Origin of the sequence: Pseudonocardia lutea (assembly GCF_042658055.1) — a bacterium.
In the GTDB taxonomy this organism is placed as follows: domain Bacteria; phylum Actinomycetota; class Actinomycetes; order Mycobacteriales; family Pseudonocardiaceae; genus Pseudonocardia; species Pseudonocardia lutea.
Map to the genome: position 1 here is coordinate 102,169 of NZ_JBHSQK010000018.1, position 23,306 is coordinate 125,474.

Consider the following 23,306-nt stretch of genomic DNA (forward strand, 5'->3'; position numbering starts at 1 on the left):
CACACCGAGGAGGTCGGTGGCACATCCCGTCTACGGCCTGTCTCGCGCCTCGACGGGTGTGCAAGCCGGGGCCCGAAGCCGGGACCGCCATGCCGCCGGGCACGCCGGAGCGGGGGACGTGGCACGGGACCGGGAACGGCGGCACACCTGTCGAGGCGTCCACACCCCGTCGACCGGATGTGCGACCGATCTCGCGGATGTGCAACGCCACAACGGCGAGTGTGCGAGGCCCGCCGGACCTATCGAGCCGGACTGGGTGTGCGGGCCGGCCGCACTGGAGTGGTGCGGGGTGGCCGCACCAGAGCGGACGTCGCCCGGGACCGGGTGTGACCCGGCACATCCGTTCCGGCGTCCTACACCCCGTCGACCGGATGTGCGACCGACCTTGCGGATGTGCGACGCGGGAATGACGGATGTGCGGGACCCGCCCGGACGCGTCGGAGCCGGAGCGGGTGTGCGAGCCGGCCGGGCCGGAGCGCGGCCGATCCGCAGGGCCCTGCCAGCCGGAGGGCCTGCCAGCCGGAGGGCCTGCCAGCCGGAGGGCCCGCCAGCCGGAGCGTCCGCCAGCCGGAGGGCCCGCCAGCCGGAGCGTCCGGCCGGCCGGGCGCCCGGCCATCCGGGACGGGGCGTGCACCCTGCCGAGCCCGGCCACCCGGGGCGGGTGTGCTACCCGGCCGAGTCGGTGCGGTCAGGCGGTCCGGCGGAGCAGGGTCAGGAACATGGCGTCCGTGCCGTGGCGGTGCGGCCAGAGCTGCACGTGCGGGCCCGGCCCGAGCTCCGGGACGCCCGGCAGGTACTCCCGCGCGTCGAGCCGCTCGACGGTGACACCGAGGTCCTTGCGCCGGACGATCCCGCCGACCACGCCCACCGTCTCCGACAGGTGCGGCGAGCAGGTGACGTACGCCACGACACCACCCACCCGGACGTGGCGCAGCGCGGCGAGGAGCAGCTCCCGCTGCAGCTTGGCCAGCCCGGAGACGTCCTCGGGTCGACGTCGCCAGCGCGCCTCGGGGCGGCGGCGCAGCGCCCCGAGCCCGGTGCACGGCGCGTCGACCAGCACGCGGTCGAAGGCGCCGTCGGGCAGTGGGGCCTCCCGGCCGTCGGCGTGGTGCACCGTGACCGGCAGCCCGTCGGTGGACTTGCGCACCAGGTCGGCGCGGTGCTCGGTCTGCTCGACGGCGTCGAGCGTGCCGCCGTCGAGGCCGACGAGCGCGCCGAGCAGCACCGCCTTGCCTCCCGGCCCGGCGCAGAGGTCCAGCCAGCGGCCGGTGTCCTCGCCCGCGAGCTCGGCGCGGGCCAGGGCCAGCGCGACGAGCTGGCTGCCCTCGTCCTGCACCGTCGCCACGCCCTCGCGGATCGCGTCGATCTCGCCGACCTCGCCGCCGCCGGGCTCGAGGTGCACCCCGTACGGCGAGTACGGCGCCTCGGTCCCGCCGGTGACCAGCGCCAGCTCCTCGGCGGTGATCTCCCCCGGCTTGGCCAGCAGGTGGACCGCGGGACGGGCGTCGTCGGCGGCGAGCGCCGCCGGCAGCTCCTCGTGCGAGCCGAGCGCGTCGGCGAACGCCTGGCCGATCCACTTCGGGTGGGCGTGCACGAAGGAGGCGTGCCCGACCGGGTCCTCCTTCTCGTCCGGTGCGAGCTCGGCGAGCCAGGCGTCGGCCCCCTTGGCCGCGGCCGTCTCGGCGACCTTGCGCAGGATCGCGTTGACGAAACCGGCCGACCGGGAGCCCGCGAGGCCGCGGACGATGTCGACCGAGGTGGCGACGGCCGCGTGCTCGGGCACCCGCATCCGCAGCAGCTGGTAGGTGCCCAGCCGCATGGCGTCGACCAGCGGGCCCTCGATCCGGTGCAGCGGCCGGTCCGCGCAGGCCTCGATCACGGCGTCGAGCTGGCCGGCGGCGCGCAGCGTGCCGTAGCCGAGCTCGGTGGCCAGGCCGGCGTCGCGGTCCTTCAGCCGGTACCGGCGCAGGATGGACGGCAGCACGAGGTTGGCGTAGGCGTCGCGCTCGCGCACCGCGGTGAGCAGTTCGAAGGCGGACTGTCGCGCCGGGTCGCCGGCGGGCGGGCCGGGCGGGTCGGCCCGACGACGGGGCGGGCCGGAGTTGCGGGGCCCCGCACTGCGGTCGCGTCGGGGGCCGCCCTGCCGACGGTCGCCACCCCGGTCGCCCCTGTACCGGTCGCCCCGGTCGCGGTCTCCCCGGTCGCGGTCGCCCCGCTCCCGGTCGCCCCGGCCCCGGTCGCCCCGCTCACGGTCGTCGCGGCTGCGGTCGTCACGGTCGCTCCGGTACCGGTCGCGTGGGTCGGCGTTCCGCTCGCGCGGGTCACCGCCGCGGTCGCCGCGGCGGTCGTCGCCCCGACCACCCCGCGACGCGCCCTCTCGCCGGTCGCCACGCTGTCCACCCCGGCCGCCGCCGCGCGGATCGCCGCCCCAGTCGCGCCGGTCGTCCCCACGCCCGTCCTCGCGACGGTCGCCGCGCCCCTCGGAGCCGGGCCGATCGCCGCGGTACCGGTCGCCGCCGGGCCGATCCCCGCGGTACCGGTCGCCACCGCGCCGGTCCTCACCCCGCCGGTCCTCACCGCGCCGGTCCTCACCGCGCCGGTCCTCACCGCGCCGGTCCTCACCCCGCCGGTCCTCACCCCGCCGATCGTCACCCCGCCGATCGTCACGGCGGCGCTCGTCGAAGCGGCGATCGTCGTCCTGCTCGCTCACGACAGCGACTCCCCCGCCTCGATCCGGACGCCGCGGGCCCAGTCGGCCGCCGGCATCGCCTTCTTCCCCACCGGGCGGACCTCGCCCAGCTGCACCGGCACGGTCGCCGTGCCCACCAGTACCCGCTTCTTCTCCGCCCGCAGCTCGCCGGGCTTGAGGTCGACCTCCCCGGTGCGCACCGGGGTGACCGGACCGAGGCCCAACCGCTGGCCCCGGAACTCCGTCCAGGCGCCGGGGTCGGGCGTGGTCGACCGGATCAGCCGGTCCAGCGGCACGGCCGGCGCGGACCAGTCCACCCGGGCGTCGGCCACCGTGACCTTGGGCGCGTGCGACACGCCCTCCGCCGGCTGCGGCACCGCGCGCAGCGTGCCGTCCTCGATGCCGTCCATGGTCGCGACGAGCAGCTCGGCACCAGAGCGCGCGAGCCGGCCGAGCAGGTCGCCCGAGGTGTCCCGCTCGCCGATCGCCTCGGTGACCACGCCGTAGGTGGGGCCGGTGTCGAGGCCCTCCTCCAGCAGGAAGGTCGTGGCCCCGGTGATCTCGTCGCCGTGCTTGATCGCCGCCTGCACCGGCGCGGCACCGCGCCACGCCGGGAGCAGCGAGAAGTGCAGGTTGACCCAGCCGCGAGCGGGGATGTCGAGCGCCGCCCGCGGCACCAGCGCCCCGTACGCCACGACGGGCGCGCAGTCGGGCGCCAGCGCACGCAGGGCGTCGAGGAACTCCGGGTCCCGCGGCCTGGCCGGCGTGAACACGGGCAGGCCGGCCTCGTCGGCCAGCGCCCCGACGGGTGAGCGGACGAGCCGCCGGCCGCGCCCGGCGGGGGCGTCGGGCCGGGTCAGCACCCCGACGACCTCGTGGCGCGGCGAGTCGAGCAGCGCCCGCAGCGCCGGCACGGCCGGCTCCGGGGTGCCCGCGAAGAGCAGCCTCAACGGGCTTTCCCGAACATCGGGTGCGGGCTGACCTTGACGGTCGGCTCCGGCCGGCCGAACCACTCCGCGGCACGGATCTCGGCCATGGCGCGCTTGCGGGTCTCCGGGTCGAGCCGGTCGACGAACAGCACGCCGTCGAGGTGGTCGGTCTCGTGCTGGAGGGCCCGCGCCAGCTTCGCGGTGCCCTCGACCGTGATCGGCTCGCCGTGCATGTTCCAGCCGGTCGCGACGACGTTCAGCGCGCGGCGGCAGTCCCAGCCGAGCCCCGGGATGGACAGGCAGCCCTCCGGGCCGAGCTGCTCCTCGCCGTCGAGCGCGTTCCAGGTCGGGTTGACCAGGTGCCCGGCCACGCCGTCGACCTCGAAGGTGAACACGCGCAGCCCGACGCCGATCTGGGGCGCGGCCAGGCCGGCGCCGCCCTCGGCGTGCATGGTGTCGGTGAGGTCGGCGACGAGCTTGCGCAGCTCCGCGTCGAAGGTGGTGACGGGCGCGGCGGGGGTGCGCAGCACCGGATCGCCGAACAGGCGGACGGGCTGAACGGACACGGAACTCCAAACGATCGGGATCTGCCCCGATTGTGCCACCCGGGCCGGGAGCGGCCGGTCGCCGGAGCGGTCAGCCGATCTCGGCCGGGTCGAGCCGCACCCGGACGGCGTCGAGCGCCTTGCGGGTGCTGCGCGCGGCCTGCGCGGCGTGCAGGTGCCGGGCCAGCGCCCGCCCCTCCGTGCGGGGCACGCGCAGCAGCGCCCGCTCCCGCACCTCGCCGGCGACCTCTCCGGGCTCGGGCGGGGTGTCGATCTCCACCGGACCGAGGACCTCGATCTCGGGACCCCCGTCCTGGGCGGCGGCGAGGACGGCGTCGACGACGTCGGCGACCGCCCCCGGCGTGCCCTCCACCGCCGCCATCCGCACGGCCGGCGGGAACCCGACCTCCGCCCGGGAGGCCAGCTCCTCCGCCGCGAACCCGGCCGGGTCCCAGCGCACGAGCGCCTGCACGACCGGGATCGCGGACTCGGCGACGACGATCACGCGCCCACCCTCGCCGTGCGGCCGGACCTGCGCGGCCGCGGCGAGCCAGCGGCGCAGCGCCTCCTCCGCGACCCGCAGGTCGGCGCGGGAGAGCATGGCCCACCCGTCGAGCAGCAGCGCGGCGCCGTACCCGCCGGCCACGGCGGGCTCGGCCCCCGGGGTCGCGACGACGATCTCGGGCCTCGCCGGCACCGAGGCCAGCACCGGCGCCCCGCCCCCGGAGGTCTTCACCGGCACCCCGGGGAACGCGCGGCCGAGCTCCTCCGCCGTCCGCCGCGACCCGACCACGCCCGCGCGCAGCCGCCGCGATCCGCAGCCGCCGCACCGGAAGGCCGGTTCGGCCCGCCCGCACCAGCGGCAGGTCGGCAGCCCCGGGTCGGCGTCCGTGCCCCCGCGCGGCAGGCCCAGCGGGCCGGCGCAGTGCCGGCAGCGGGCGGGCTCGCGGCAGTGCGCGCAGGACAACCACGGCAGGTAGCCCGCCCGCGGCACCTGCACGAGCACCGGCCGGCCCGCGCCGAGGGCCTGCCGGGCGGCCTCGAACGCGACGGCCGGGACCCGGGCCGCGCGGGCGTCGGGGTCGCGGGCGAGCTGGGTGTCGGTCTCACCGATCGCGGTGACCCGTGGGGCGGCGGCCCGCACGGTCGCCCGGTCGGCCACGATCGCCGAGGCCCAGCGCGACTCCACCAGCAGCTGCGCCTCGGCGGTGCGGGAGAACCCGCCGACCAGCAGCGCGGCGCCGGCGGCGTGCGCCCGGGCCACCAGCACGTCCCGGACCTGCGGGTACGGGGCGCGTGGCTCGGCGTGGCTGTCGTCGCCGTCGTCCCACACGGCGAGCAGCCCCAGCTTCTCGACGGGCGCGAACGCCGCAGACCGGGTCCCGACGACCACGCGCACGGCCCCGCGGCGCACGGCCAGCCAGCGCCGGTACCGCTCGGCCGGCCCGAGCTCGGCGGTCAGGGCGAACACGGCGTCGGCGCCGAGCCGCTCGCCGAGCGCGGCGCAGGCGGCGTCGACGTCCCGCTGGTCGGGGACCACGAGGAGCGCCCCGCGCCCGGCGACGACGGTCGCCGCGGCGGCCTCGGCGAACCGCGCGGGCCACGACTCGCCCGGCAGCGCCTGCCACACCGCGTGCGCGGCCCGGCCGCCGGCGAGCGCGTCGAGGTAGGCCGCACCGTGCTGGTAGCGCGCCCAGGCCGCGGGGTCGGGCGCCTCGACGGGCGGCAGCTCCCGCTCGGGCGGGGTCTCCGCCTCGACCCGGGCGTGCCGCGGCGGTACGGCCATCCGCACGACGTCGGCGAACACGCCCGCGTACCGGTCCGCGACCGCCCGGCAGAGCGTCGCGACCTCCGGGGTGAGCACGGGCTCGGGCGAGACGACCTTGTCGACCCACGCCAGCCGCCCCGCGTGCCCGGACTCCTCGACCCGCTCGAGCAGGTACCCGTCGACCGGCCGGCCCGCGAACCGGACCCGCACCCGAACGCCGGGGCGGGCCTGCTCGTCCAGGTGCGTGGGGACCCGGTAGTCGAAGGGCCGGTCCAGGTGGGGCAGCGGCACGTCGACGGCCACCCGGGCGACCGGCTGCACCGGCGCCGCGGTCCACTCCCCGCGGGTCCGTGCCGCCGACGCCGTCCGGGCGGCCTTCCGCACGGGCCTGCTCACACCCACCCCTCACGCGGTCCCGGAGTGCACGGACGGCACTCGCCCTCACCAGGTAGGCGCAACTGCGCCGCTCGGCCGGGTCCGTCCACCACGCACGAACGGCGCTCTCGCTCACCAGGTGTGAGCGGGAGCGCCGTTCGTGCGGTCACACCAGGGTCTCAGGCGCCGGCGAGGGACTTGAGCGCCTCGGCGCGCGAGGTGTCCTCCCACGGCAGCGCGATGTCCCGGCGGCCGAAGTGCCCGTAGGCCGCGGTCGGCGCGTAGATCGGGCGCAGCAGGTCGAGGTCGCGGACGATCGCGGCGGGCCGCAGGTCGAACACCTCGGTGATGGCGCTCTCGATCCGCGCGGGGTCGACGCGGGCGGTGCCGAAGGTCTCCACGAACAGCCCGACCGGGGCCGCCTTGCCGATCGCGTAGGCGACCTGCACCTCGATCCGCTCGGCCAGTCCGGCCGCGACGACGTTCTTGGCCACCCAGCGCATGGCGTACGCCGCGGAGCGGTCCACCTTCGACGGGTCCTTGCCCGAGAAGGCGCCGCCGCCGTGCCGGGCGAACCCGCCGTAGGTGTCGACGATGATCTTGCGTCCGGTGAGGCCCGCGTCGCCCATCGGGCCGCCGATCACGAACCGGCCGGTCGGGTTGACCAGCAACCGGACGTTCGACGTGTCGAGCCCGAGGTCCGCGATCTCCGGCTGGACGATCTTCTCCAGCACGTCCGGCGCGAGCATCCCGTCGAGGTCGACGTCCGCCGCGTGCTGCGTGGAGAGCACCACGGTGTCGACACGGACCGGCTTGTCGCCGTCGTACTCGATGGTGACCTGGGTCTTCCCGTCCGGCCGCAGGTAGGGCAGCACGCCGCTCTTGCGCACCTCGGTGAGCCGCCGCGAGAGCCGGTGTGCGAGCGCGATCGGCAGCGGCATCAGCTCGTCCGTGTCCGTGTTCGCGTAACCGAACATCAGGCCCTGGTCACCCGCGCCCTGGCGGGCGATCTCGTCCTCGCTCGACTCGACGCGGCTCTCGTACGCGGTGTCGACGCCCTGGGCGATGTCCGGGGACTGCGCGCCGATGGCGACGTTGACGCCGCAGGAGTTGCCGTCGAAGCCCTTCGACGACGAGTCGTAGCCGATCTCGAGGATCTTGTCCCGGACCAGGCCGGGGATGTCGGCGTAGGCGCTGGTCGTGACCTCGCCCGCCACGTGCACCTGACCGGTGGTCACGAGGGTCTCCACCGCGACCCTGCTCCTCGGGTCCTGGGCCAGGAGCGCGTCGAGGATCGTGTCGCTGATCGCGTCGCACATCTTGTCCGGGTGACCCTCGGTCACCGACTCGCTGGTGAAGAGCCGACGGCCCACGTTCGCCACGCGCCACTCCTGCCGAGGTCGTCGCTCCCCTGGCGGCGTTGCCGGCTCCGCCGCCGAAGCGGGGGGCGGGGTGCAGATCGCTGGTTGCTGTCGACCGCAGGGTAGTCGACCGGGGGCCTCCGCAGGCGACCCCACTCGCACGGTGACCGTGCGTGACGGAACGTGTGGGGAACGCCGCGTCCACCACCCCTTCGGGTGGACCCCGGCCGAGGTCCCGAATCGGTAACGGGCGGCGTCGTTGGGCCCGGTGACACCGCAGCCGCACCCGGCCGACGCCCCCGCGTCGCCCGCCCAGGGTCGCGGTCGACCCACTCTCGGAGGTTCCTCCCCATGAAGGTGACTGCACTGCAGGGACCGGGCCGCGCCGCCGCGGCCGTCGGCGGCGTGCTCGCCGTCGGCGCGGCCGGGCTGATGGCCGTGCTCGCCGGCACCGCGTCCGCCGCGACCACGGGCACCTGCACCGACAACGTCAACGTCCGCGAGCAGCCGGCGGCCGACGCCGCCATCGTCGCCGTGTGCGACCGCGGCACCGAGGTCCAGGTCGGCGAGACCCGCAACGGGTTCGTCAAGCTGGAGAACCTCGACGGCTGGGCCGTCAAGGACTACGTGAAGACGGACGGCACCGCCTCCGACGCCGACACCCCGGACGACGCCGGCCTCACCTCGGGTGGGGACGGTGCGCGCGGCGGGAACGCCGGCGCCCCGGAGACGACCGGTGCCCCGTCGGCCTCCGGCACCGACTCGCCGGAGAACGCCCCGGCCAACGGTGAGGCGGGCGAGGACGCCCCGGCGGAGCAGGCCCCGGCCCGCGGCGGCGTGGGTGGCCTGCTCGGCGGCTGAGCCCGCCGCGCACGGACGAGGGGCGGTCCCGCGGGACCGCCCCTCGTGCGTTCTCGGGTGCCGGTGCTGGTTCTGGCGGTGCGGCGCTCAGGCGAGCCGCGCGGCCACCGCGTCCCACAACCGCGAGGCCAGCAGCGCCTTCGAGCCGTTCGGGACCACCGTCTCGCCGCCGTCCGCGCCGAGCAGCCAGCCCTGGTTCTCGGTGTTCTCGAAGGCCCCGCCCTCGCCGACCCAGTTGACCAGCAGCAGGTCGCAACCCTTCTTCGCGAGCTTGCGGCGGCCGTACTCGAGCACGTCCGTGGTGGCGTCGCCGGTCTCGGCGGCGAACCCGACCACGACCTGGCCCGGCTCCCGGGCGGCGACCAGCTCGGCGAGGATGTCCGGGTTGAGCGCCAGGTGCAGCGCCTCGGGCTCCGACCCGTCCTTCTTGATCTTGTGCTCGGCGAGCGAGGAGGGCCGGAAGTCGGCGACCGCGGCGGCCATCACCACGGCGTCGGCGCCCTTGGCGGCCGCGTGCATCGCCTCGCGCATCTCCAGCGCGGACCCGACCTTCACGACCTCGACGGCCGCCGGGTCGGCCAGCTCGGCCGTGTGCCCCGCGACGAGGGTGACGCGCGCGCCGCGCTGGGCGGCGACCTTCGCCAGCGCGTACCCCTGGCGCCCGGACGACCGGTTGCCGAGATAGCGGACGGGATCGAGCGGCTCGCGGGTGCCGCCGGCGGACACGACGACCCGCCGGCCCTCCAAATCCCGGGGCAGGGCGTCGGCGCGCTCCAGCAGCAGCCGGGCGAGCTCGGCGATCTCGGCGGGATCGGGCAGCCGGCCGGGGCCGGTGTCCTTGCCGGTGAGCCGCCCGGACGCGGGCTCCATGACGATCGAACCCCGCTCGCGCAGGGTCGCCACGTTGGCCCGGGTGGCCGGGTGCTCCCACATCTCGGTGTGCATCGCCGGGACGAGGAACACCGGGCAGCGGGCGACGAGCAGGGAGCCGGTGAGGAGGTCGTCCGCCCGGCCCTGCACCGCGCGGGCCAGCAGGTCCGCGGTGGCGGGGGCGACGACGACGAGATCGGCCTCCTGGCCCAGCCGCACGTGCTGGACCGACGGCACGTCCGTGAACACGCCGGTGTGCACCGGCTGCCCGGACAGCGCCTCGAAGGTGGCGGCGCCGACGAACTGCAACGCCGACTCCGTGGGCACCACGCGGACGGAGTGCCCGGTCTCGGTGAGCCGGCGGAGCAGTTCGGCGCTCTTGTAGGCGGCGATGCCGCCGGCCACGCCGAGCAGGACCTTGGGAGCCGTCATGACGTCGTCATGCCCGGGGTCGTGCCGTCCTCGCGCAGCCGGCCGGGCTCACTCGCCCTCGGTGTGCTCGAGCAGGCCGCTCTGGATCTCGCGCATGGCGATCGACAGCGGCTTCTCGCGGGGGCCCGGCTCGACCAGCGGACCGACGTACTCCAGCAGGCCCTCGCCGAGCTGGGAGTAGTAGTCGTTGATCTGCCGGGCGCGCTTGGCCGCGTAGATCACCAACGCGTACTTCGAGCTGACCTTGTCGAGCAGGTCGTCGATGGGCGGGTTGGTGATGCCTTCAGGGGTGGAACCGGCGACCGCGCCGGTCAGCGGCATGCTCACTCAGAAACTCCAGAGACGGACGAGTGCGGGACTTCCGCGGGTGCGACCAGCAACTCTACCAACCGGTCGACGACGGCCTGCACCTCGTCGTTGACCACGACCACGTCGAACTCGTCACGTGCCGCCATCTCCTCGACGGCGGTGCGCAACCGGCGCTCGCGCACCTCCGGGGTCTCGGTGCCCCGGTCGGTGAGCCGCCGGGCCAGCTCCTCGAAGGAGGGCGGCTCGACGAACACCGTGACCGACTCCGGCATGACCCGCTTGACCGAGCGGGCCCCCTGCAGGTCCACCTCGACGAGCACCGGGTGCCCGGCGGCGAGCTCGCGCTCGACCGGCTCGCGCGGCGTCCCCGAGCGCTGCAGGCCGCCGTGCACCTCGGCCCACTCCAGCAGCTCGCCGTCGGCGATCAGCCGGTCGAACTCGGCGGGGTCGACGAAGTGGTAGTGGATCCCCTCGACCTCGCCCTCCCGCGGCGCCCGCGTGGTCGCGGAGACGCTGAAGTGGAGGTCGGGGAGCTCCCTGCGGAGCCGGTCGACGATGCTGCTCTTGCCGACCCCGGAGGGTCCCGCGAGCACCATCAGCCGGCCCCGGCGGGGCGGCGGTCCTGCCGGCACGCCGCCTCCGTTCAGGAGGGGAACTCGTTGAGCAGCGCCTTGCGCTGCCGCTCGCCCAGGCCGCGCAGCCGGCGGCTCGGGGCGATCTCGAGGCGCTCCATGATCTGCGCCGCGCGGACCTTGCCGACGCTCGGCAGGGCCTCGAGCAGGGCCGACACCTTCATCTTGCCGAGCACCTCGTCGGTGTCCGACTGCTTCAGCACCTCGGCGAGGGTGATCCCGCCGCGCTTGAGCCGGTCCTTCAGCTCTGCCCGGGCCCGGCGGGCGGCCGCGGCCTTCTCCAACGCGGCGGCACGCTGTTCCTCGGTCAGCTGGGGAAGGGCCACGGTCTCCTCCGTCTTTCGTCGTGCGCGAGGGCGTTCGCCGGTGGGGGCGATCGCCGTCCCCGGTGGGTTGTGCCGGGGGTCGTGAGCGAACGTACCCACGCACCCGTTCGGGATGCCAACGGGGGTGCCACCTGTGGGTTTGATGCCACAGGCCCGGTCGCCCCCACCCGTCCGGGTGATACCACGAGTGGCCGCGCAGAGGCTACGGCGACGCGCCCGTCCGGGCGCTCGGGATCGGCGCGTCACCGGTGGTGTCGGTCACGAACCGTGCGTGCGGGGGCGCTCCGGCGCTCAGCCCGCCTGCTCCACCGACCGCAGGGCGCGCAGCCGGGCCGGTGTGAGGTCCTCCTTGTTGATGTACGCCACGGCGCCGCACTGCGCGGCGTCGCCGGGCAGGTCGTCGAGGGCGTAGGTCGACAGGAGCACCACGACCGCGGCCGGGTGGCTCGCGAGGATGCGCCGGGTGGCCTCGATCCCGCTGATCCCGGGCAGGTTGATGTCCATGAGGACGACCGCGGGGTGCACCCGTTCGGCCTCGACCAGGGCCTGCTCGCCCGTCTCCGCCTCGGCGGCGACGCGCCAGCCGCCGACCATCCCGACGACGGTGCGCGCCACCGTCCGGAACGGGCGCTGGTCGTCCACGATCAGGACGTCCACCACCTCGTCCGCCGCTCCGGCCACTGTCGCCACCTCCGCGTCCCCCGACCCGCGCGGCACCCGGTCCGCGCCGCACGGACCGCCAGCCTGCCCGGCGCCGGCGGGGGGGCACCAGGGTGCCACCATCCCCTCCGAACGGGTGAACCTGCGGGTCGGAGGTATCAGCCGGCCGCGGGAGCGGCTCGGCAGCGACCCTCAGCGCAGGGCGGTGAGTGCCGCGGCCAGCTCGTCCCGCTGGGCCTCCGCGGCGGACCGCAGGTCCGCCACCGCGGGCCCGGCCCGGAGGATCGACCGCGAGGCCGCGGGCAGGACGAGCCCGGAGAGGCCCGCGAAGCGCTCCGCGACGTCCCGCGGGGTCGCGCCCTGCGCGCCGAGCCCCGGGGCCAGCACGGCGCCGTTGAGGGCGCCGAGCCGCAGTCCGTGGTCGTGGGTCGCCCCGACGACCACGCCGACGCCGCCGAGCGGCGACGCCCCGCCGTTGCGGCCGGCCGCGCCGTCGACGATCGCCTGGGCCACGGTCCGCCCCTCCGCCGACGCCGGCTCGGTGGCGAGCTGCACCGACCCGCCCTCCGGGTTCGAGGTGCGGGCCAGCACGAACACCCCGCGCCCGGCCTCCTCGGCGGCCCGGAAGGCCGGTTCGAGGGAGCCGAAGCCGAGGTACGGCGAGACGGTGATCGCGTCTGCCGCGCCGGCGGCGCCGACGCCGGGGTAGGCGTCGGCGTAGCCGTCCATGGTCGAGCCGATGTCGCCGCGCTTGACGTCGAGCAGCGACAACGTCCCGGTGCCGGCGAGGTCGGCGAGGGTGCGCTCCAGCACCGCGATCCCGCGCGACCCGTGTCGCTCGAAGAACGCCGCCTGCGGCTTGACGACGGCGACGTGCCCGGCCAGTGCCTCCACCGCGGCGGCACAGAACCGGGCGAGCCCGTCCGCGTCGTCCGTGAGGCCCCACTCGGCGATCAGCCCGGGGTGCGGGTCGATGCCCGCGCACAGCGGCCCGAAGCGGTCGACCGCCGCGACGAGCCGCTGCCCGAAGCTCACGAGCCACCCCGAATCGACCGCGTCATGGTTCCGCACTGCTCGGAAAGGCCGCCGAAGATCGCGTCATGGTTCCCTACCGCGCTCACGGGCGCGCCTTCTTCAGCGCGGCGTGGGCGTCCTGCAGCGAGCGGACGCCGATCGAGCCCCGCAGCATCGCCTCGACGCCCTGCACCGCGGCCGAGGCGCCCTGCACCGTGGTGATGCACGGGACGCCGCGGGAGACCGCCGCCGCGCGGATCTCGTAGCCGTCGACGCGCGGGCCCGAGTTGCCGTACGGCGTGTTGACGATCAGCGCCACCTCGCCGGCCAGGATCTGGTCGACGATCGTCTCGCCCTCATCCTTCTGCGAGTGCTTGCGCACGACGGTGGTCGTGATGCCGTGCCGGCGCAGCACCTCGGCGGTGCCCTCCGTGGCGAGCACCTCGAAGCCGAGGTCGGCGAGCCGGCGCACCGGGAACACCATGGCCCGCTTGTCCCGGTCCGCCATCGACACGAACACCTTGCCGGCGCCCGGCAGCGAGCCGTACGCGGCGGACTGGGACTTGGCGAACGCCGGCCCGAAGGAGGCGTCGATGCCCATGACCTCGCCGGTCGACTTCATCTCCGGGCCGAGCAGCGGGTCGACGCCCTGGCCGGTCGGGGTGCGGAAGCGGTTGAACGGCAGCACCGCCTCCTTGACCGCGACCGGCGCGTCGGCCGGCAGCTCGCCGCCGTCGCCCTGCTGCGGGAGCATGCCCTCGGCCCGCAGGTCGGCGATCGAGGCGCCGAGCATGATCCGGGCCGCGGCCTTGGCCAGCTGCACCGCGGTGGCCTTGGAGACGAACGGCACCGTGCGCGACGCCCGGGGGTTGGCCTCCAGCACGTAGAGCGTGTCGCCGTGCAGCGCGTACTGGACGTTGAGCAGGCCCCGCACCCCGACGCCGTGCGCGATGGCCTCGGTGGAGGTCCGCACGGCGTCGAGCACGCTGCGCCCGAGGGTGATCGGCGGGAGCGTGCAGGAGGAGTCGCCGGAGTGCACTCCGGCCTCCTCGATGTGCTCCATCACGCCGCCGAGGAAGACCTCCTCGCCGTCGCACAGGGCGTCGACGTCGATCTCGATCGCGTCGTCGAGGAACTTGTCGACGAGCACCGGGCGGTCCGGCGAGATCGTGGTGGCGCGGGCGATGTAGCCGGCGAGCGTGGACTCGTCGTACACGATCTCCATGCCGCGGCCGCCGAGCACGTACGAGGGCCGCACGAGCACCGGGTAGCCGATCCGGTCGGCGATCTCCCGGGCCTGCTCGAACGAGGTCGCGGTGCCGAAGGCCGGGGCCGGCAGGCCCGCCTTGCGCAGCACCTCGCCGAACGCCCCGCGGTCCTCCGCGAGGTCGATCGCCGCCGCGCTGGTGCCGACCACGGGCACGCCGGCCGCGGTGAGCCGCTGCGCCAGGCCCAGCGGGGTCTGCCCGCCGAGCTGCACGATCACGCCCGCGACGTGCCCGGAGCGCTGCTCGGCGTGCACGACCTCGAGGACGTCCTCGAAGGTGAGCGGCTCGAAGTACAGCCGGTCCGCGGTGTCGTAGTCCGTGGACACGGTCTCCGGGTTGCAGTTGACCATGACGGTCTCGAACCCGGCCTCGCGCAGCGCCTGCACCGCGTGCACGCACGAGTAGTCGAACTCGATGCCCTGGCCGATGCGGTTCGGGCCGGAGCCGAGGATCAGCACCTTCGGCTTCTCGGTCTGCGGCTCGACCTCCGACTCCGCCTCGGGATCGGTCTCGTAGGCGCTGTAGTGGTACGGCGTCCGCGCCGCGAACTCCGCGGCGCAGGTGTCGACGGTCTTAAAGACCGGCCGGATGCCGAGCCGGTGGCGCAGCGCCCGCACGCCGTCCTCGCCCGCGAACTCGGGGCGGATCGCGGCGAGCTGCCGGTCGGAGAGGCCTGCCCGCTTCGCCCGGCGCAGCAGGGTGCCGTCGAGCACCGGCGCGGCCTCGATCTCCGCGCGCAGCTCGACGAGCAGCTGGACCTGGTCGACGAACCAGGGGTCGATGCCGGAGATCTCGGCGACCTCGTCGACCGTCCGCCCGGCCCGCAGCGCCCGCTCGACGGCGTAGATGCGCCCGTCGGTGGGGTTGCGGATCTCGTCGTCCGTCGGCGGCGCGGCCGGGTCCGGCGTGGTCCAGAAGCCGATCGCGGAGCGCTCCATGGAGCGCAGCGCCTTGCCGAACGCCTCCGGGAAGGAGCGGCCCAGCGCCATGGCCTCGCCGACGCTCTTCATCGTGGTGGTGAGCTCGGGGTCGGCGCCCGGGAACTTCTCGAACGCGAACCGCGGGATCTTGACGACGACGTAGTCCAGCGTCGGCTCGAACGCGGCCGGGGTCTCGCCGGTGATGTCGTTGCGGATCTCGTCGAGCGTGTAGCCCACGGCGAGCTTCGCGGCGATCTTCGCGATCGGGAAGCCGGTGGCCTTCGAGGCCAGCGCCGAGGACCGGGACACCCGCGGGTTCATCTCGATGACGACGAGCCGGCCCGTGTCCGGGTGGACCGCGAACTGGATGTTGCAGCCGCCGGTGTCGACGCCGACCTCGCGCAGCACGGCGATGCCCACGTCCCGCATGTGCTGGTACTCGCGGTCGGTCAGGGTCATCGCCGGCGCGATGGTGATCGAGTCGCCGGTGTGCACGCCCATCGGGTCGAGGTTCTCGATCGAGCAGACGACGACCACGTTGTCGTGGTGGTCGCGCATGAGCTCGAGCTCGAACTCCTTCCAGCCGAGCACCGACTCCTCGATCAGCACCTCGGTGACCGGCGACGCGGCCAGCCCCGCCCCGGCGAGCCGCTCGAGCTCCTCGTCGGTGTGCGCCATGCCGGAGCCGAGGCCGCCCATGGTGAACGACGGCCGGATCACGACCGGGAGCCCGAGCTCGGCGGCGGCCGCCCGGACCTCGTCCATCGAGTGGCAGACCGCCGAGCGCGGCACGTCGCCGCCGACGGCCTGCACGATCTCCTTGAACTTGAGCCGGTCCTCGCCGCGCTGGATGGCGTCGACGTCCGCGCCGATGAGCTCGACGCCGTAGCGCTCGAGCACCCCGTTCTCGTGCAGGGCGATCGCGGTGTTCAGCGCGGTCTGCCCGCCCAGGGTGGCCAGCAGGGCGTCGGGCCGCTCGGCGGCGATGACCTTCTCGACGAACTCGGGGGTGACCGGCTCGACGTAGGTGGCGTCGGCGAACTCGGGGTCCGTCATGATCGTCGCCGGGTTGGAGTTGACCAGCGAGACCCGCAGGCCCTCGGCGCGCAGCACGCGGCAGGCCTGGGTGCCGGAGTAGTCGAACTCCGCGGCCTGGCCGATCACGATCGGCCCGGAGCCGATCACCATCACGTGCCGGATGTCCTCGCGGCGCGGCATCAGACCGCTCCCCCGTTCTGGTCGAGCAGGCGGTGTCGGCCGCCGGCCTCCTCGGTGCCGGCGTCCCCGTGGGTCACCGGGTTGTCGCTCATGAGCTGGCAGAAGCGGTCGAACAGGTCCGCGGCGTCGTGCGGGCCCGCGGCCGCCTCCGGGTGGTACTGCACGCTGAAGGCCGGGAAGTCCAGCCCGGTCAGTCCCTCGACGCAGCCGTCGTTGGGGCAGGTGTGGCTGACGACGCCGGTGCCGAACGGGGTGTCGAAGCGCTCCCCCGCGCTGCCCTCGACGGCGAAGCCGTGGTTCTGCGAGGTGATCGCGACCCGCCCGGTGGCGTGCTCGACGACCGGGATGTTGATCCCGCGGTGCCCGTAGCGCAGCTTGTAGGTGCCGCGGCCGAGCGCGCGGCCCAGGATCTGGTTGCCGAAGCAGATGCCGAACAGCGGGATGCGCCGCTCCAGCACCTGCTTCGTCAGCTCGACGGGGACGTCGGCCGTGGCCGGGTCGCCCGGGCCGTTGGAGAGGAAGACGCCGTCGGGCCGGACCGCGAGCAGCTGCTCGAACGAGGTGTCGGCGGGCAGCACGTGCACCTCGATGCCGCGCTGGGCCATCATCCGCGGGGTGTTGAACTTGATCCCGACGTCGAGCGCGGCGACGGTGAACTTCTTGTCCCCCACCGCCTCCCGCACGTACGGGGCCTTCGTGGTGACCGCGCCGTAGAGGTCCGCGCCCTCCATGCCCGGGCTCTGCCGCACCCGCTCGACGAGCATCTCGTCCGAGCCGAGCGAGGTGCCGGAGAAGACCCCGGCACGCATGGCGCCGCGCTCGCGCAGGTGCCGCACGACCGCGCGGGTGTCGATGCCCGCGATGCCGACGATCCCCTGCCGGCGCAGCGCGTCGTCCAGCGAGCCGCTGGACCGCCAGTTCGACGGCCGGCGGGCGGGGTCGCGCACGGCGTACGCCGCCACCTGGATGCCGGTGGACTCGTCGTCCTCGTCGTTCCAGCCGGTGTTGCCGATCTGCGGCGCGGTCTGCACCACGATCTGCCGGTGGTAGGAGGGGTCGGTGAGGGTCTCCTGGTAGCCGGTCATCCCGGTGGTGAACACGGCCTCGCCGAGGGCCTCCCCCACGGCGCCGAACTCCTCACCGCGGAAGATCCGTCCGTCCTCGAGCACGAGGACTGCCTGCCCGTGCCGCGCCGATGGTTCGCTCGCGCGCTCGCTCACGCCACAACCTTCCCGTCGCGGGCCGTGATCCGGCCACGCAGAACCGTGGCGACCACCGCTCCGGGCAGTCGCATTCCCTCGTACGGCGTGTTCGCCGCCTTGCTCGCCAGCGCGGCGCCGCGGACCGTCCACTGCGCGTCCGGGTCGACGAGCGCGAACGTCGCCGGCTCCCCGACGGCGATCGGCCGGCCCTGGTCCGCCAGGTTGCCGATCTCGGCGGGCCGTTCCGACATCACCCGCGCGACGCCGTGCCAGTCCAGCAGGCCCGGCTCGACCATGGTGTGGATCACCACCGACAGCGCCGTCTGCAGGCCCAGCATGCCCGGCTTCGCGGCCGCCCATTCCGTGTCCTTGTACTGGGACGCGTGCGGGGCGTGGTCGGTCGCGACGACGTCGATCACGCCCTCGGCCAGCGCCTCCCGCATGGCCTGGGTGTCCGCCCCGGTGCGCAGCGGCGGGTTGACCTTGTTGACCGGGTCGTAGCCGGTCAGCCGTCCGTCCGTGAGCAGCAGGTGGTGCGGGGTGACCTCGGCGCTCACCCGCACGCCCTGCGCCTTGGCCGCCCGCAGCACCGCGACGCTGTGCAGCGAGGAGACGTGGCAGACGTGCAGCGCCGCGCCCGCCTCGCGGGCCAGCGCGCAGTCCCGCGCGACGACCGTCTCCTCGGCCGTGGCGGGCCAGCCGGCCAGGCCCAGCCGGGAGGCGATCGCGCCCTCGTGCGCCTGCGCGCCACCGGTGAGCCGGTGGTCCTCGGCGTGCTGGGCGATCACGACGTCGAGCGCGCTCGCGTACTCCAGCGCGCGGCGCATGATCAGCGGGTCGTTCACGCAGCGGCCGTCGTCGGAGAACATCCGCACCTGCGCCGCGGACTGCGCCATGGTCCCGAGCTCGGCGAGCTTCTCGCCCTTCAGCCCGGTGGTGACCGCGCCGACCGGGTGCACGTCGACCAGGCCGACCTCCTCGCCGCGGCGCCGCACGTGCTCCACGACGACGGCGGTGTCGGCCACCGGGTCGGTGTTGGGCATGGCGAAGACCGCGGTGTAACCGCCCAGCGCGGCGGCGTGCGAGCCGGTCTCGATCGTCTCGGACTCCTCGCCGCCCGGCTCGCGCAGGTGCACGTGCAGGTCGACGAGCCCGGGCAGCAGGACGTGCCCGCCGGCGTCGAGGGTCGCGACGCCCTCGGACGCGGTGAGCCCCGTGCCGATCTCGGCGACGACGCCCGCCCGCACGAGCAGGTCGACCGCCTCCTCGCCGTAGGGCCTGGCGTCGGTGATCAGCAGATCCGTCATTCGGGCGCTCCGGCCAGCAGGTGGTAGAGGACGGCCATCCGCACGTGCACGCCGTTGCGCACCTGGGCGAGGACCGCGGCGTTGGGGGCGTCGGCCACGGCGGGCGCGATCTCCATGCCGCGCACCATCGGGCCGGGGTGCAGCACGGGCGCGCCCTCCGGCAGCAGCCCGAGCCGGTTCTCGGTGAGCCCGTAGGCGATCGAGTACTCGCGGGCCGAGGGGAAGAAGCCGCCGTGCATGCGCTCGGCCTGCACGCGCAGCATCATCACCGCGTCGAGCGCCGGGAGCTCGGCGTCGAGGTGGTGCGAGACCCGGCACGGCCACTCGGCCACGCCCGTGGGCAGCAGGGTGGGCGGGGCGATCAGCACGACCTCCGCGCCCAGCGTCGAGAGCAGCAGCACGTTCGACCGGGCGACCCGGCTGTGCAGGACGTCGCCGACGATCCCGATCCGGCGCCCGGCGACCGAGCCCAGCCTCTCCCGCAGGGTGGCGGCGTCGAGCAGGGCCTGGGTGGGGTGCTCGTGGGTGCCGTCGCCGGCGTTGACGATCGAGGTGTGGGTGCCGGTCGTCGCGGCGTCCCTGTCGGCCCACCCGGCGATCCGGTGCGCCGCGCCGGAGGCGGGGTGCCGCACGATCACGCAGTCCGCGCCCATCGCCGAGATGGTCAGCGAGGTGTCGCGCAGCGACTCGCCCTTGGACACCGACGAGCCCTTGGCGCTGACGTTGATGGTGTCGGCGCTCATCCACTTGCCGGCGATCTCGAAGGAGACGCGGGTGCGGGTGGAGTCCTCGTAGAACAGGGTGACGACGGTGCGGCCGCGCAGGGTCGGCAGCTTGCGGACCTCGCGGCCCAGCAGGGTGTCCTTGAGCCGGCTCGCGGTGTCCAGCAGCCCGGTCGCGGTGGCCGCGTCGAGATCCGCGATCGAGAGCAGGTGCTTCACTCGTCGCCCCCGTCGGTGTCCGGCTCCGCCGCCGGGCCGGTGGTGGGCTGCGCCTCGGTGCCGGTGGGGCCGGTGGTCGGCTGCGCAGCTGCCGCCTCCGCACCCCGCTCGATCAGCACCCCGTCCCGGTCGTCGGACTCGGTGAGCCGGACGAGGATCTTCTCCGTGCGCGAGGTCGGCACGTTCTTGCCGACGTAGTCCGCCCGGATCGGCAGCTCGCGGTGGCCGCGGTCGACCAGCACGGCGAGCTGGACGGCGCGGGGGCGGCCCTCGTCCCGCAGCGCGTCGAGCGCGGCGCGGGTGGTGCGGCCGGACATGAGCACGTCGTCGACCAGCACGACGAGCTTCCCGTCGATCCCGCCCTCCGGCACCGCGGAGTCGACGAGCGCGCGGGTGGGGCCGCGGCGCAGGTCGTCCCGGTAGAGGGTGACGTCGAGCGAGCCGACCGCCGGCTCGGCGCCGGTGAACTCGGTGATGGCGGCGGCGAGCCGGCGGGTCAGCACGGTGCCGCGGGTGGGGATACCCAGGAGCACGAGGTCGCCGGTGTTGCCGGGGCCGAACGCGGTCTTCTCGATGATCTGGTGCGCGATGCGCGCGATGGTGCGGGTGACGTCGGCGCTGCTCAGCAGCTCCCGGGCAGGACCCTGCCCCCCACCGACGTCCCCGCGGCGAGGGTTCGCCACGAGGAGCTCTCCTTTCCCGCCTCACGGGACGGGGTTAAAGGACTGTCGGGGCCCGAGGTTAGCAAGCGGCCGGGCCGCGGGCCGCGCGGGCGGGGGCGCCGTTCGTCACGTTCCCGGACCCGGCGGGGACGGGTCGCGAACCGGTCGCGGGCCGGTCCGCGGGAGGTCACGGCCGAGTCACGATCGGGCAACGCGCGGGCAGGCTCCCGCCGTCGCCCCCGGCTCGCGCGACGACTCCGCGACGGTCACGGCGCGTACCGTCACACAGGGCCACACCCACACGGACACCATGCGCACCAACGCTCGCGGGGCGTCGCGGCCGGGCGGGCGACCCACCGGATTGATACCGCCGTCGGGGGACGAAGCGTCCTTCGATCGGGTGGGAATGCCCCACCTGGCACCCGTCCGGGGCCACCCGGCTTGACCTGCGACGCGAGACCGGCGCATGATTACTCTGCGTATTGATCGACAGTGGCGAGGGTGGCCGCGGCAGCGGGGACACCGACCTCGTCCCACGACGGGATCAGCCGAGACCAGCGAGCATCACCGGAGCGCACCGTCGCTCAGCACCACCCGCTCACCACTCAGCGGTACGAGGTCCGCTTCCGGCCCCACCGGCCGGGAAGACCAGGAATGAGGAGATCGCCACATGGGCGACTACGCCAAGGCGCTCGGGAGCAAGCTCCGGGCCATCCGGCAGCAACAGGGGCTGTCGCTGCACGGCGTCGAACAGAAGTCGGGGGGCCGCTGGAAGGCGGTCGTCGTCGGGTCGTACGAGCGCGGCGACCGCGCGGTGACCGTCCAGAAGCTCGCCGAGCTGGCCGACTTCTACGGGGTCCCGGTGGCCGAGCTGCTGCCCGAGGGCCGCGTACCCTCCGGCTCGGAGCCGGCCACGAAGATCGTCATCAACCTCGAGCGGCTCCAGCAGCTGCCCGCGGACAAGGTGGGCCCGCTGGCCCGCTACGCCGCCGCGATCCAGTCCCAGCGCGGCGACTACAACGGCAAGGTCCTCTCCATCCGGGCCGAGGACCTGCGCTCGCTGGCGATCATCTACGACATGACCCCGGGCGAGCTGACCGACCAGCTCATCGACTGGGGCGTGCTGCCGCCGGAGGCGCGGCCCTCGCACCGGGTCGAGTAGCACCGGGTCGAGCAGCAGGGCTTCCGCCCCGCACGGGACCGCGCACCGGGGAAGGGCGCGCGGCACCACTGGCGGGAGCGGCCGCGCGACGGCGGCGGTCGGGGTCGCGGTGAGCCGCCGTCGTGCTCCCGGCCGGGTCAGGAGCGCGGCTCGCGGAACAGGCACTCCTGGGTCAGGCTCGCGACGTGCCGGCCCGCGCGGTCGTGCAGCGTGCCCGTGTACCAGTTGCGGCCGCCCGCGGCGCTGCGCGGCACGAGGTCGATCAGCATCCAGTCGTCGGCCCGCACCGGGCGGTGGAACCAGAGCGCGTGGTCCAGGCTCGGCCCGGGCACCCCGCCCCTCACCGGCGGGAACGCGCCGAACATGTCCGAGATGTAGGTCAGCGCCGAGGCGTGCACGAGCGGCTCGTCGGCCAGCGGCTCGGTGCAGCGGGTCCAGTACCGGATCGGGAACTCGCGCGCACCCGGCTGCGTGCGCACCGTGCGGCCCTCGAAGCCGAAGACCCGCGGCACCGGCGCACCCGGCAGCGTGTCGGGGTCGGGTGCCTCGGGCACGGGATCCACGGAGGTGTCGGGGCCGCCCTGGTCCACCGCGAACGAGGCCGCCATGTTGAAGATCACCTCGCCGTCCTGGATCGCGACGACCCGGCGGGCGGTGAAGGAGCGGCCGTCGCGGTCCCGGTGCACCTGGAAGACCGTCGGCCGCGAGGAGTGCCCGCCGCGCAGGTAGTAGCCGTGCAGGGAGTGGGGCGCCCGGTCCTCCGGCACGGTCCGCCCGGCCGCCAGCAGCGCCTGCGCGGCCACCTGCCCGCCGAACAGCGCGTGCTCCTCCTCGAACACCGTGCACGCGCGGAACAGGTCGCGGTCGATGCGCTCGAGGTCGAGCAGCTCCAGCAGCGTCGGCGCGGGCCCGACGGTCGTCATGCGAGAACCTCCCCGGGGGTCGCGGCACGGGAGTGCCGCCAGTCGGCCAGCAGCGTACGCAGCCCGGTGACCAGCGCGATCGGCGAGTCGATCATCACGTGGTGCGCCGCCGCGGGGATCTCGACGACGGGCACGCCGCGGCCCAGCCGGTCGCTCACCAGCTCGCCCATGTCCTTCGGCATCAGCCCGTGCTCGGCGCGGAACAGCGCGACCCGGCAGCCGGGGATGTCGAGGTCGTCCGGGGTCAGGGGGTTGCGCGCGAACACCCTGGGGTCGAACTTCCAGGACCATCCGCCCTCGACCGCGCGCAGCGAGTGCGCGGCGATGTGCGCGAGCACGTACGGCTCGCCCTGCTGCGGCGGCACCGTGCGGAAGTGCCGGATCGCGCGCTCGCGCTCGGCGTAGACGCGCAGCGGGCCGAAGGCCCGGCGCTGCCGGGCGGCCCGGTCCTCCGGTGGCATCTCGCGCACCGGGGTGTCGATCGCGACGGCCCCGCCGAGCCGGTCGCCGAACTCCTGTGCGGCGATCAGCGCGACCATCCCGCCCATGCTGTGCCCCAGGATCACCGGCAGCGGGGCGAGCCCGGCCGCGCCGGCGACCGCGAGGGCCTCCGCGGCCCACTGCTGCAGCGTGTAGCGCTCGCGCCGGCCCGAGTCCCCGTGCCCCGAGAGGTCCAGGGCGACCACCCGCCGGCCCTCGGGCCCGACGAGCAGCGGGCCGAGATGGTCCCACCAGCGCGCGTGGGCCGCGCCGCCGTGGATCAGCAGCACCCCCTCGCCGGGCGGGCCCCACGCGCGGAAGGCGACGGAGGCGCCGTCGACCTCGACCGCACCCGTCTCGGGCTCCTCGGCGAGGGCGGCCCGGAACCAGGTCGGGGCGTCGGCCTGCGGGACGGGTGGCGCGGTCACGGGCGGCTCCTGCGGCGCGGTGAG

Annotated in this window: 19 protein-coding genes and 1 pseudogene; 2 read left to right on the top strand and 18 right to left on the bottom strand. The window is 75.1% G+C overall.

The window, feature by feature from the left end:
• Window positions 1-688 precede the first annotated feature (688 nt).
• From ACFQH9_RS09515 to metK, 5 genes and pseudogenes are all read right to left on the bottom strand, one after another.
• Window positions 689-2,134 (bottom strand): annotated as a pseudogene (locus ACFQH9_RS09515) (RsmB/NOP family class I SAM-dependent RNA methyltransferase); the annotation flags it as partial.
• Window positions 2,135-2,706: 572 nt separating this feature from the next.
• The gene (fmt, locus tag ACFQH9_RS09520) at window positions 2,707-3,639 is read right to left on the bottom strand and encodes a methionyl-tRNA formyltransferase (protein ID WP_379565561.1); all 933 of its coding nucleotides are present in this window, start codon (window positions 3,637-3,639) and stop codon (window positions 2,707-2,709) included.
• On the bottom strand, window positions 3,636-4,184 hold the full coding sequence (gene def / locus ACFQH9_RS09525) for a peptide deformylase (protein WP_379565562.1): 549 nt from the start codon (window positions 4,182-4,184) through the stop codon (window positions 3,636-3,638). Before def ends, fmt begins: the two co-directional genes overlap by 4 nt.
• A 70-nt stretch (window positions 4,185-4,254) precedes the next feature.
• Window positions 4,255-6,327 (bottom strand): primosomal protein N', encoded by a 2,073-nt coding sequence (locus ACFQH9_RS09530; protein ID WP_379565563.1) that lies wholly within the window; start codon window positions 6,325-6,327, stop codon window positions 4,255-4,257.
• 158 nt (window positions 6,328-6,485) lie between these two features.
• Window positions 6,486-7,688, bottom strand: coding sequence for a methionine adenosyltransferase (gene metK / locus ACFQH9_RS09535; RefSeq protein WP_379565564.1), 1,203 nt, complete (start codon window positions 7,686-7,688; stop codon window positions 6,486-6,488).
• A gap of 330 nt (window positions 7,689-8,018) precedes the next feature.
• Between metK and ACFQH9_RS09540 the strand changes: the two genes are divergently transcribed.
• Window positions 8,019-8,528, top strand: coding sequence for an SH3 domain-containing protein (locus ACFQH9_RS09540; protein ID WP_379565565.1), 510 nt, complete (start codon window positions 8,019-8,021; stop codon window positions 8,526-8,528).
• 87 nt (window positions 8,529-8,615) lie between these two features.
• Here the strand turns inward: ACFQH9_RS09540 and coaBC are convergent, their stop codons facing one another.
• The 11 genes from coaBC to pyrR all read right to left on the bottom strand — a co-directional run bounded on the left by coaBC (window position 8,616) and on the right by pyrR (window position 20,310).
• Window positions 8,616-9,830: a bifunctional phosphopantothenoylcysteine decarboxylase/phosphopantothenate--cysteine ligase CoaBC gene (gene coaBC / locus ACFQH9_RS09545; RefSeq protein ID WP_379565566.1), complete on the bottom strand. Its 1,215-nt coding sequence runs from the start codon at window positions 9,828-9,830 to the stop codon at window positions 8,616-8,618.
• A gap of 48 nt (window positions 9,831-9,878) precedes the next feature.
• Window positions 9,879-10,151 carry a DNA-directed RNA polymerase subunit omega gene (gene rpoZ / locus ACFQH9_RS09550; protein ID WP_051736485.1) on the bottom strand — a complete coding sequence of 91 codons (273 nt, stop codon included), beginning with the start codon at window positions 10,149-10,151 and terminating at the stop codon, window positions 9,879-9,881.
• Between the two features lie 2 nt (window positions 10,152-10,153).
• Complete coding sequence (gene gmk / locus ACFQH9_RS09555; protein WP_379565644.1) at window positions 10,154-10,735, bottom strand: guanylate kinase; 582 nt, start codon at window positions 10,733-10,735, stop codon at window positions 10,154-10,156.
• A gap of 47 nt (window positions 10,736-10,782) precedes the next feature.
• Window positions 10,783-11,097, bottom strand: a complete 315-nt coding sequence (gene mihF / locus ACFQH9_RS09560) for an integration host factor, actinobacterial type (RefSeq protein ID WP_345378868.1) — start codon at window positions 11,095-11,097, stop codon at window positions 10,783-10,785.
• A gap of 291 nt (window positions 11,098-11,388) precedes the next feature.
• Window positions 11,389-11,778 carry a response regulator transcription factor gene (locus ACFQH9_RS09565; protein WP_379565567.1) on the bottom strand — a complete coding sequence of 130 codons (390 nt, stop codon included), beginning with the start codon at window positions 11,776-11,778 and terminating at the stop codon, window positions 11,389-11,391.
• Window positions 11,779-11,949: 171 nt separating this feature from the next.
• On the bottom strand, window positions 11,950-12,792 hold the full coding sequence (pyrF, locus tag ACFQH9_RS09570) for an orotidine-5'-phosphate decarboxylase (RefSeq protein WP_379565568.1): 843 nt from the start codon (window positions 12,790-12,792) through the stop codon (window positions 11,950-11,952).
• 82 nt (window positions 12,793-12,874) lie between these two features.
• Window positions 12,875-16,177 carry a carbamoyl-phosphate synthase large subunit gene (gene carB, locus ACFQH9_RS09575; protein ID WP_379565569.1) on the bottom strand — a complete coding sequence of 1,101 codons (3,303 nt, stop codon included), beginning with the start codon at window positions 16,175-16,177 and terminating at the stop codon, window positions 12,875-12,877.
• Window positions 16,177-17,397, bottom strand: a complete 1,221-nt coding sequence (gene carA, locus ACFQH9_RS09580; RefSeq protein WP_379565570.1) for a glutamine-hydrolyzing carbamoyl-phosphate synthase small subunit — start codon at window positions 17,395-17,397, stop codon at window positions 16,177-16,179. The genes carB and carA overlap by 1 nt, the downstream gene beginning before the upstream one ends.
• Window positions 17,394-18,686 carry a dihydroorotase gene (locus ACFQH9_RS09585; RefSeq protein WP_379565571.1) on the bottom strand — a complete coding sequence of 431 codons (1,293 nt, stop codon included), beginning with the start codon at window positions 18,684-18,686 and terminating at the stop codon, window positions 17,394-17,396. Before ACFQH9_RS09585 ends, carA begins: the two co-directional genes overlap by 4 nt.
• Complete coding sequence (locus ACFQH9_RS09590) at window positions 18,683-19,627, bottom strand: aspartate carbamoyltransferase catalytic subunit (RefSeq protein WP_379565572.1); 945 nt, start codon at window positions 19,625-19,627, stop codon at window positions 18,683-18,685. The genes ACFQH9_RS09585 and ACFQH9_RS09590 overlap by 4 nt, the downstream gene beginning before the upstream one ends.
• The gene (pyrR, locus tag ACFQH9_RS09595; RefSeq protein WP_379565573.1) at window positions 19,624-20,310 is read right to left on the bottom strand and encodes a bifunctional pyr operon transcriptional regulator/uracil phosphoribosyltransferase PyrR; all 687 of its coding nucleotides are present in this window, start codon (window positions 20,308-20,310) and stop codon (window positions 19,624-19,626) included. The genes ACFQH9_RS09590 and pyrR overlap by 4 nt, the downstream gene beginning before the upstream one ends.
• Window positions 20,311-20,959: 649 nt before the next feature.
• Here pyrR and bldD point away from each other — a divergent pair.
• Entirely contained in the window at window positions 20,960-21,451 is a 492-nt protein-coding gene (gene bldD / locus ACFQH9_RS09600; protein ID WP_037038677.1) for a transcriptional regulator BldD, read from the top strand.
• A 137-nt stretch (window positions 21,452-21,588) separates the two neighbouring features.
• Here bldD and ACFQH9_RS09605 read toward each other — a convergent pair whose 3' ends face one another.
• Window positions 21,589-22,374, bottom strand: a complete 786-nt coding sequence (locus ACFQH9_RS09605; protein WP_379565574.1) for an acyl-CoA thioesterase — start codon at window positions 22,372-22,374, stop codon at window positions 21,589-21,591.
• Entirely contained in the window at window positions 22,371-23,282 is a 912-nt protein-coding gene (locus tag ACFQH9_RS09610) for an alpha/beta fold hydrolase (protein WP_379565575.1), read from the bottom strand. Before ACFQH9_RS09610 ends, ACFQH9_RS09605 begins: the two co-directional genes overlap by 4 nt.
• Window positions 23,283-23,306: the final 24 nt, after the last annotated feature.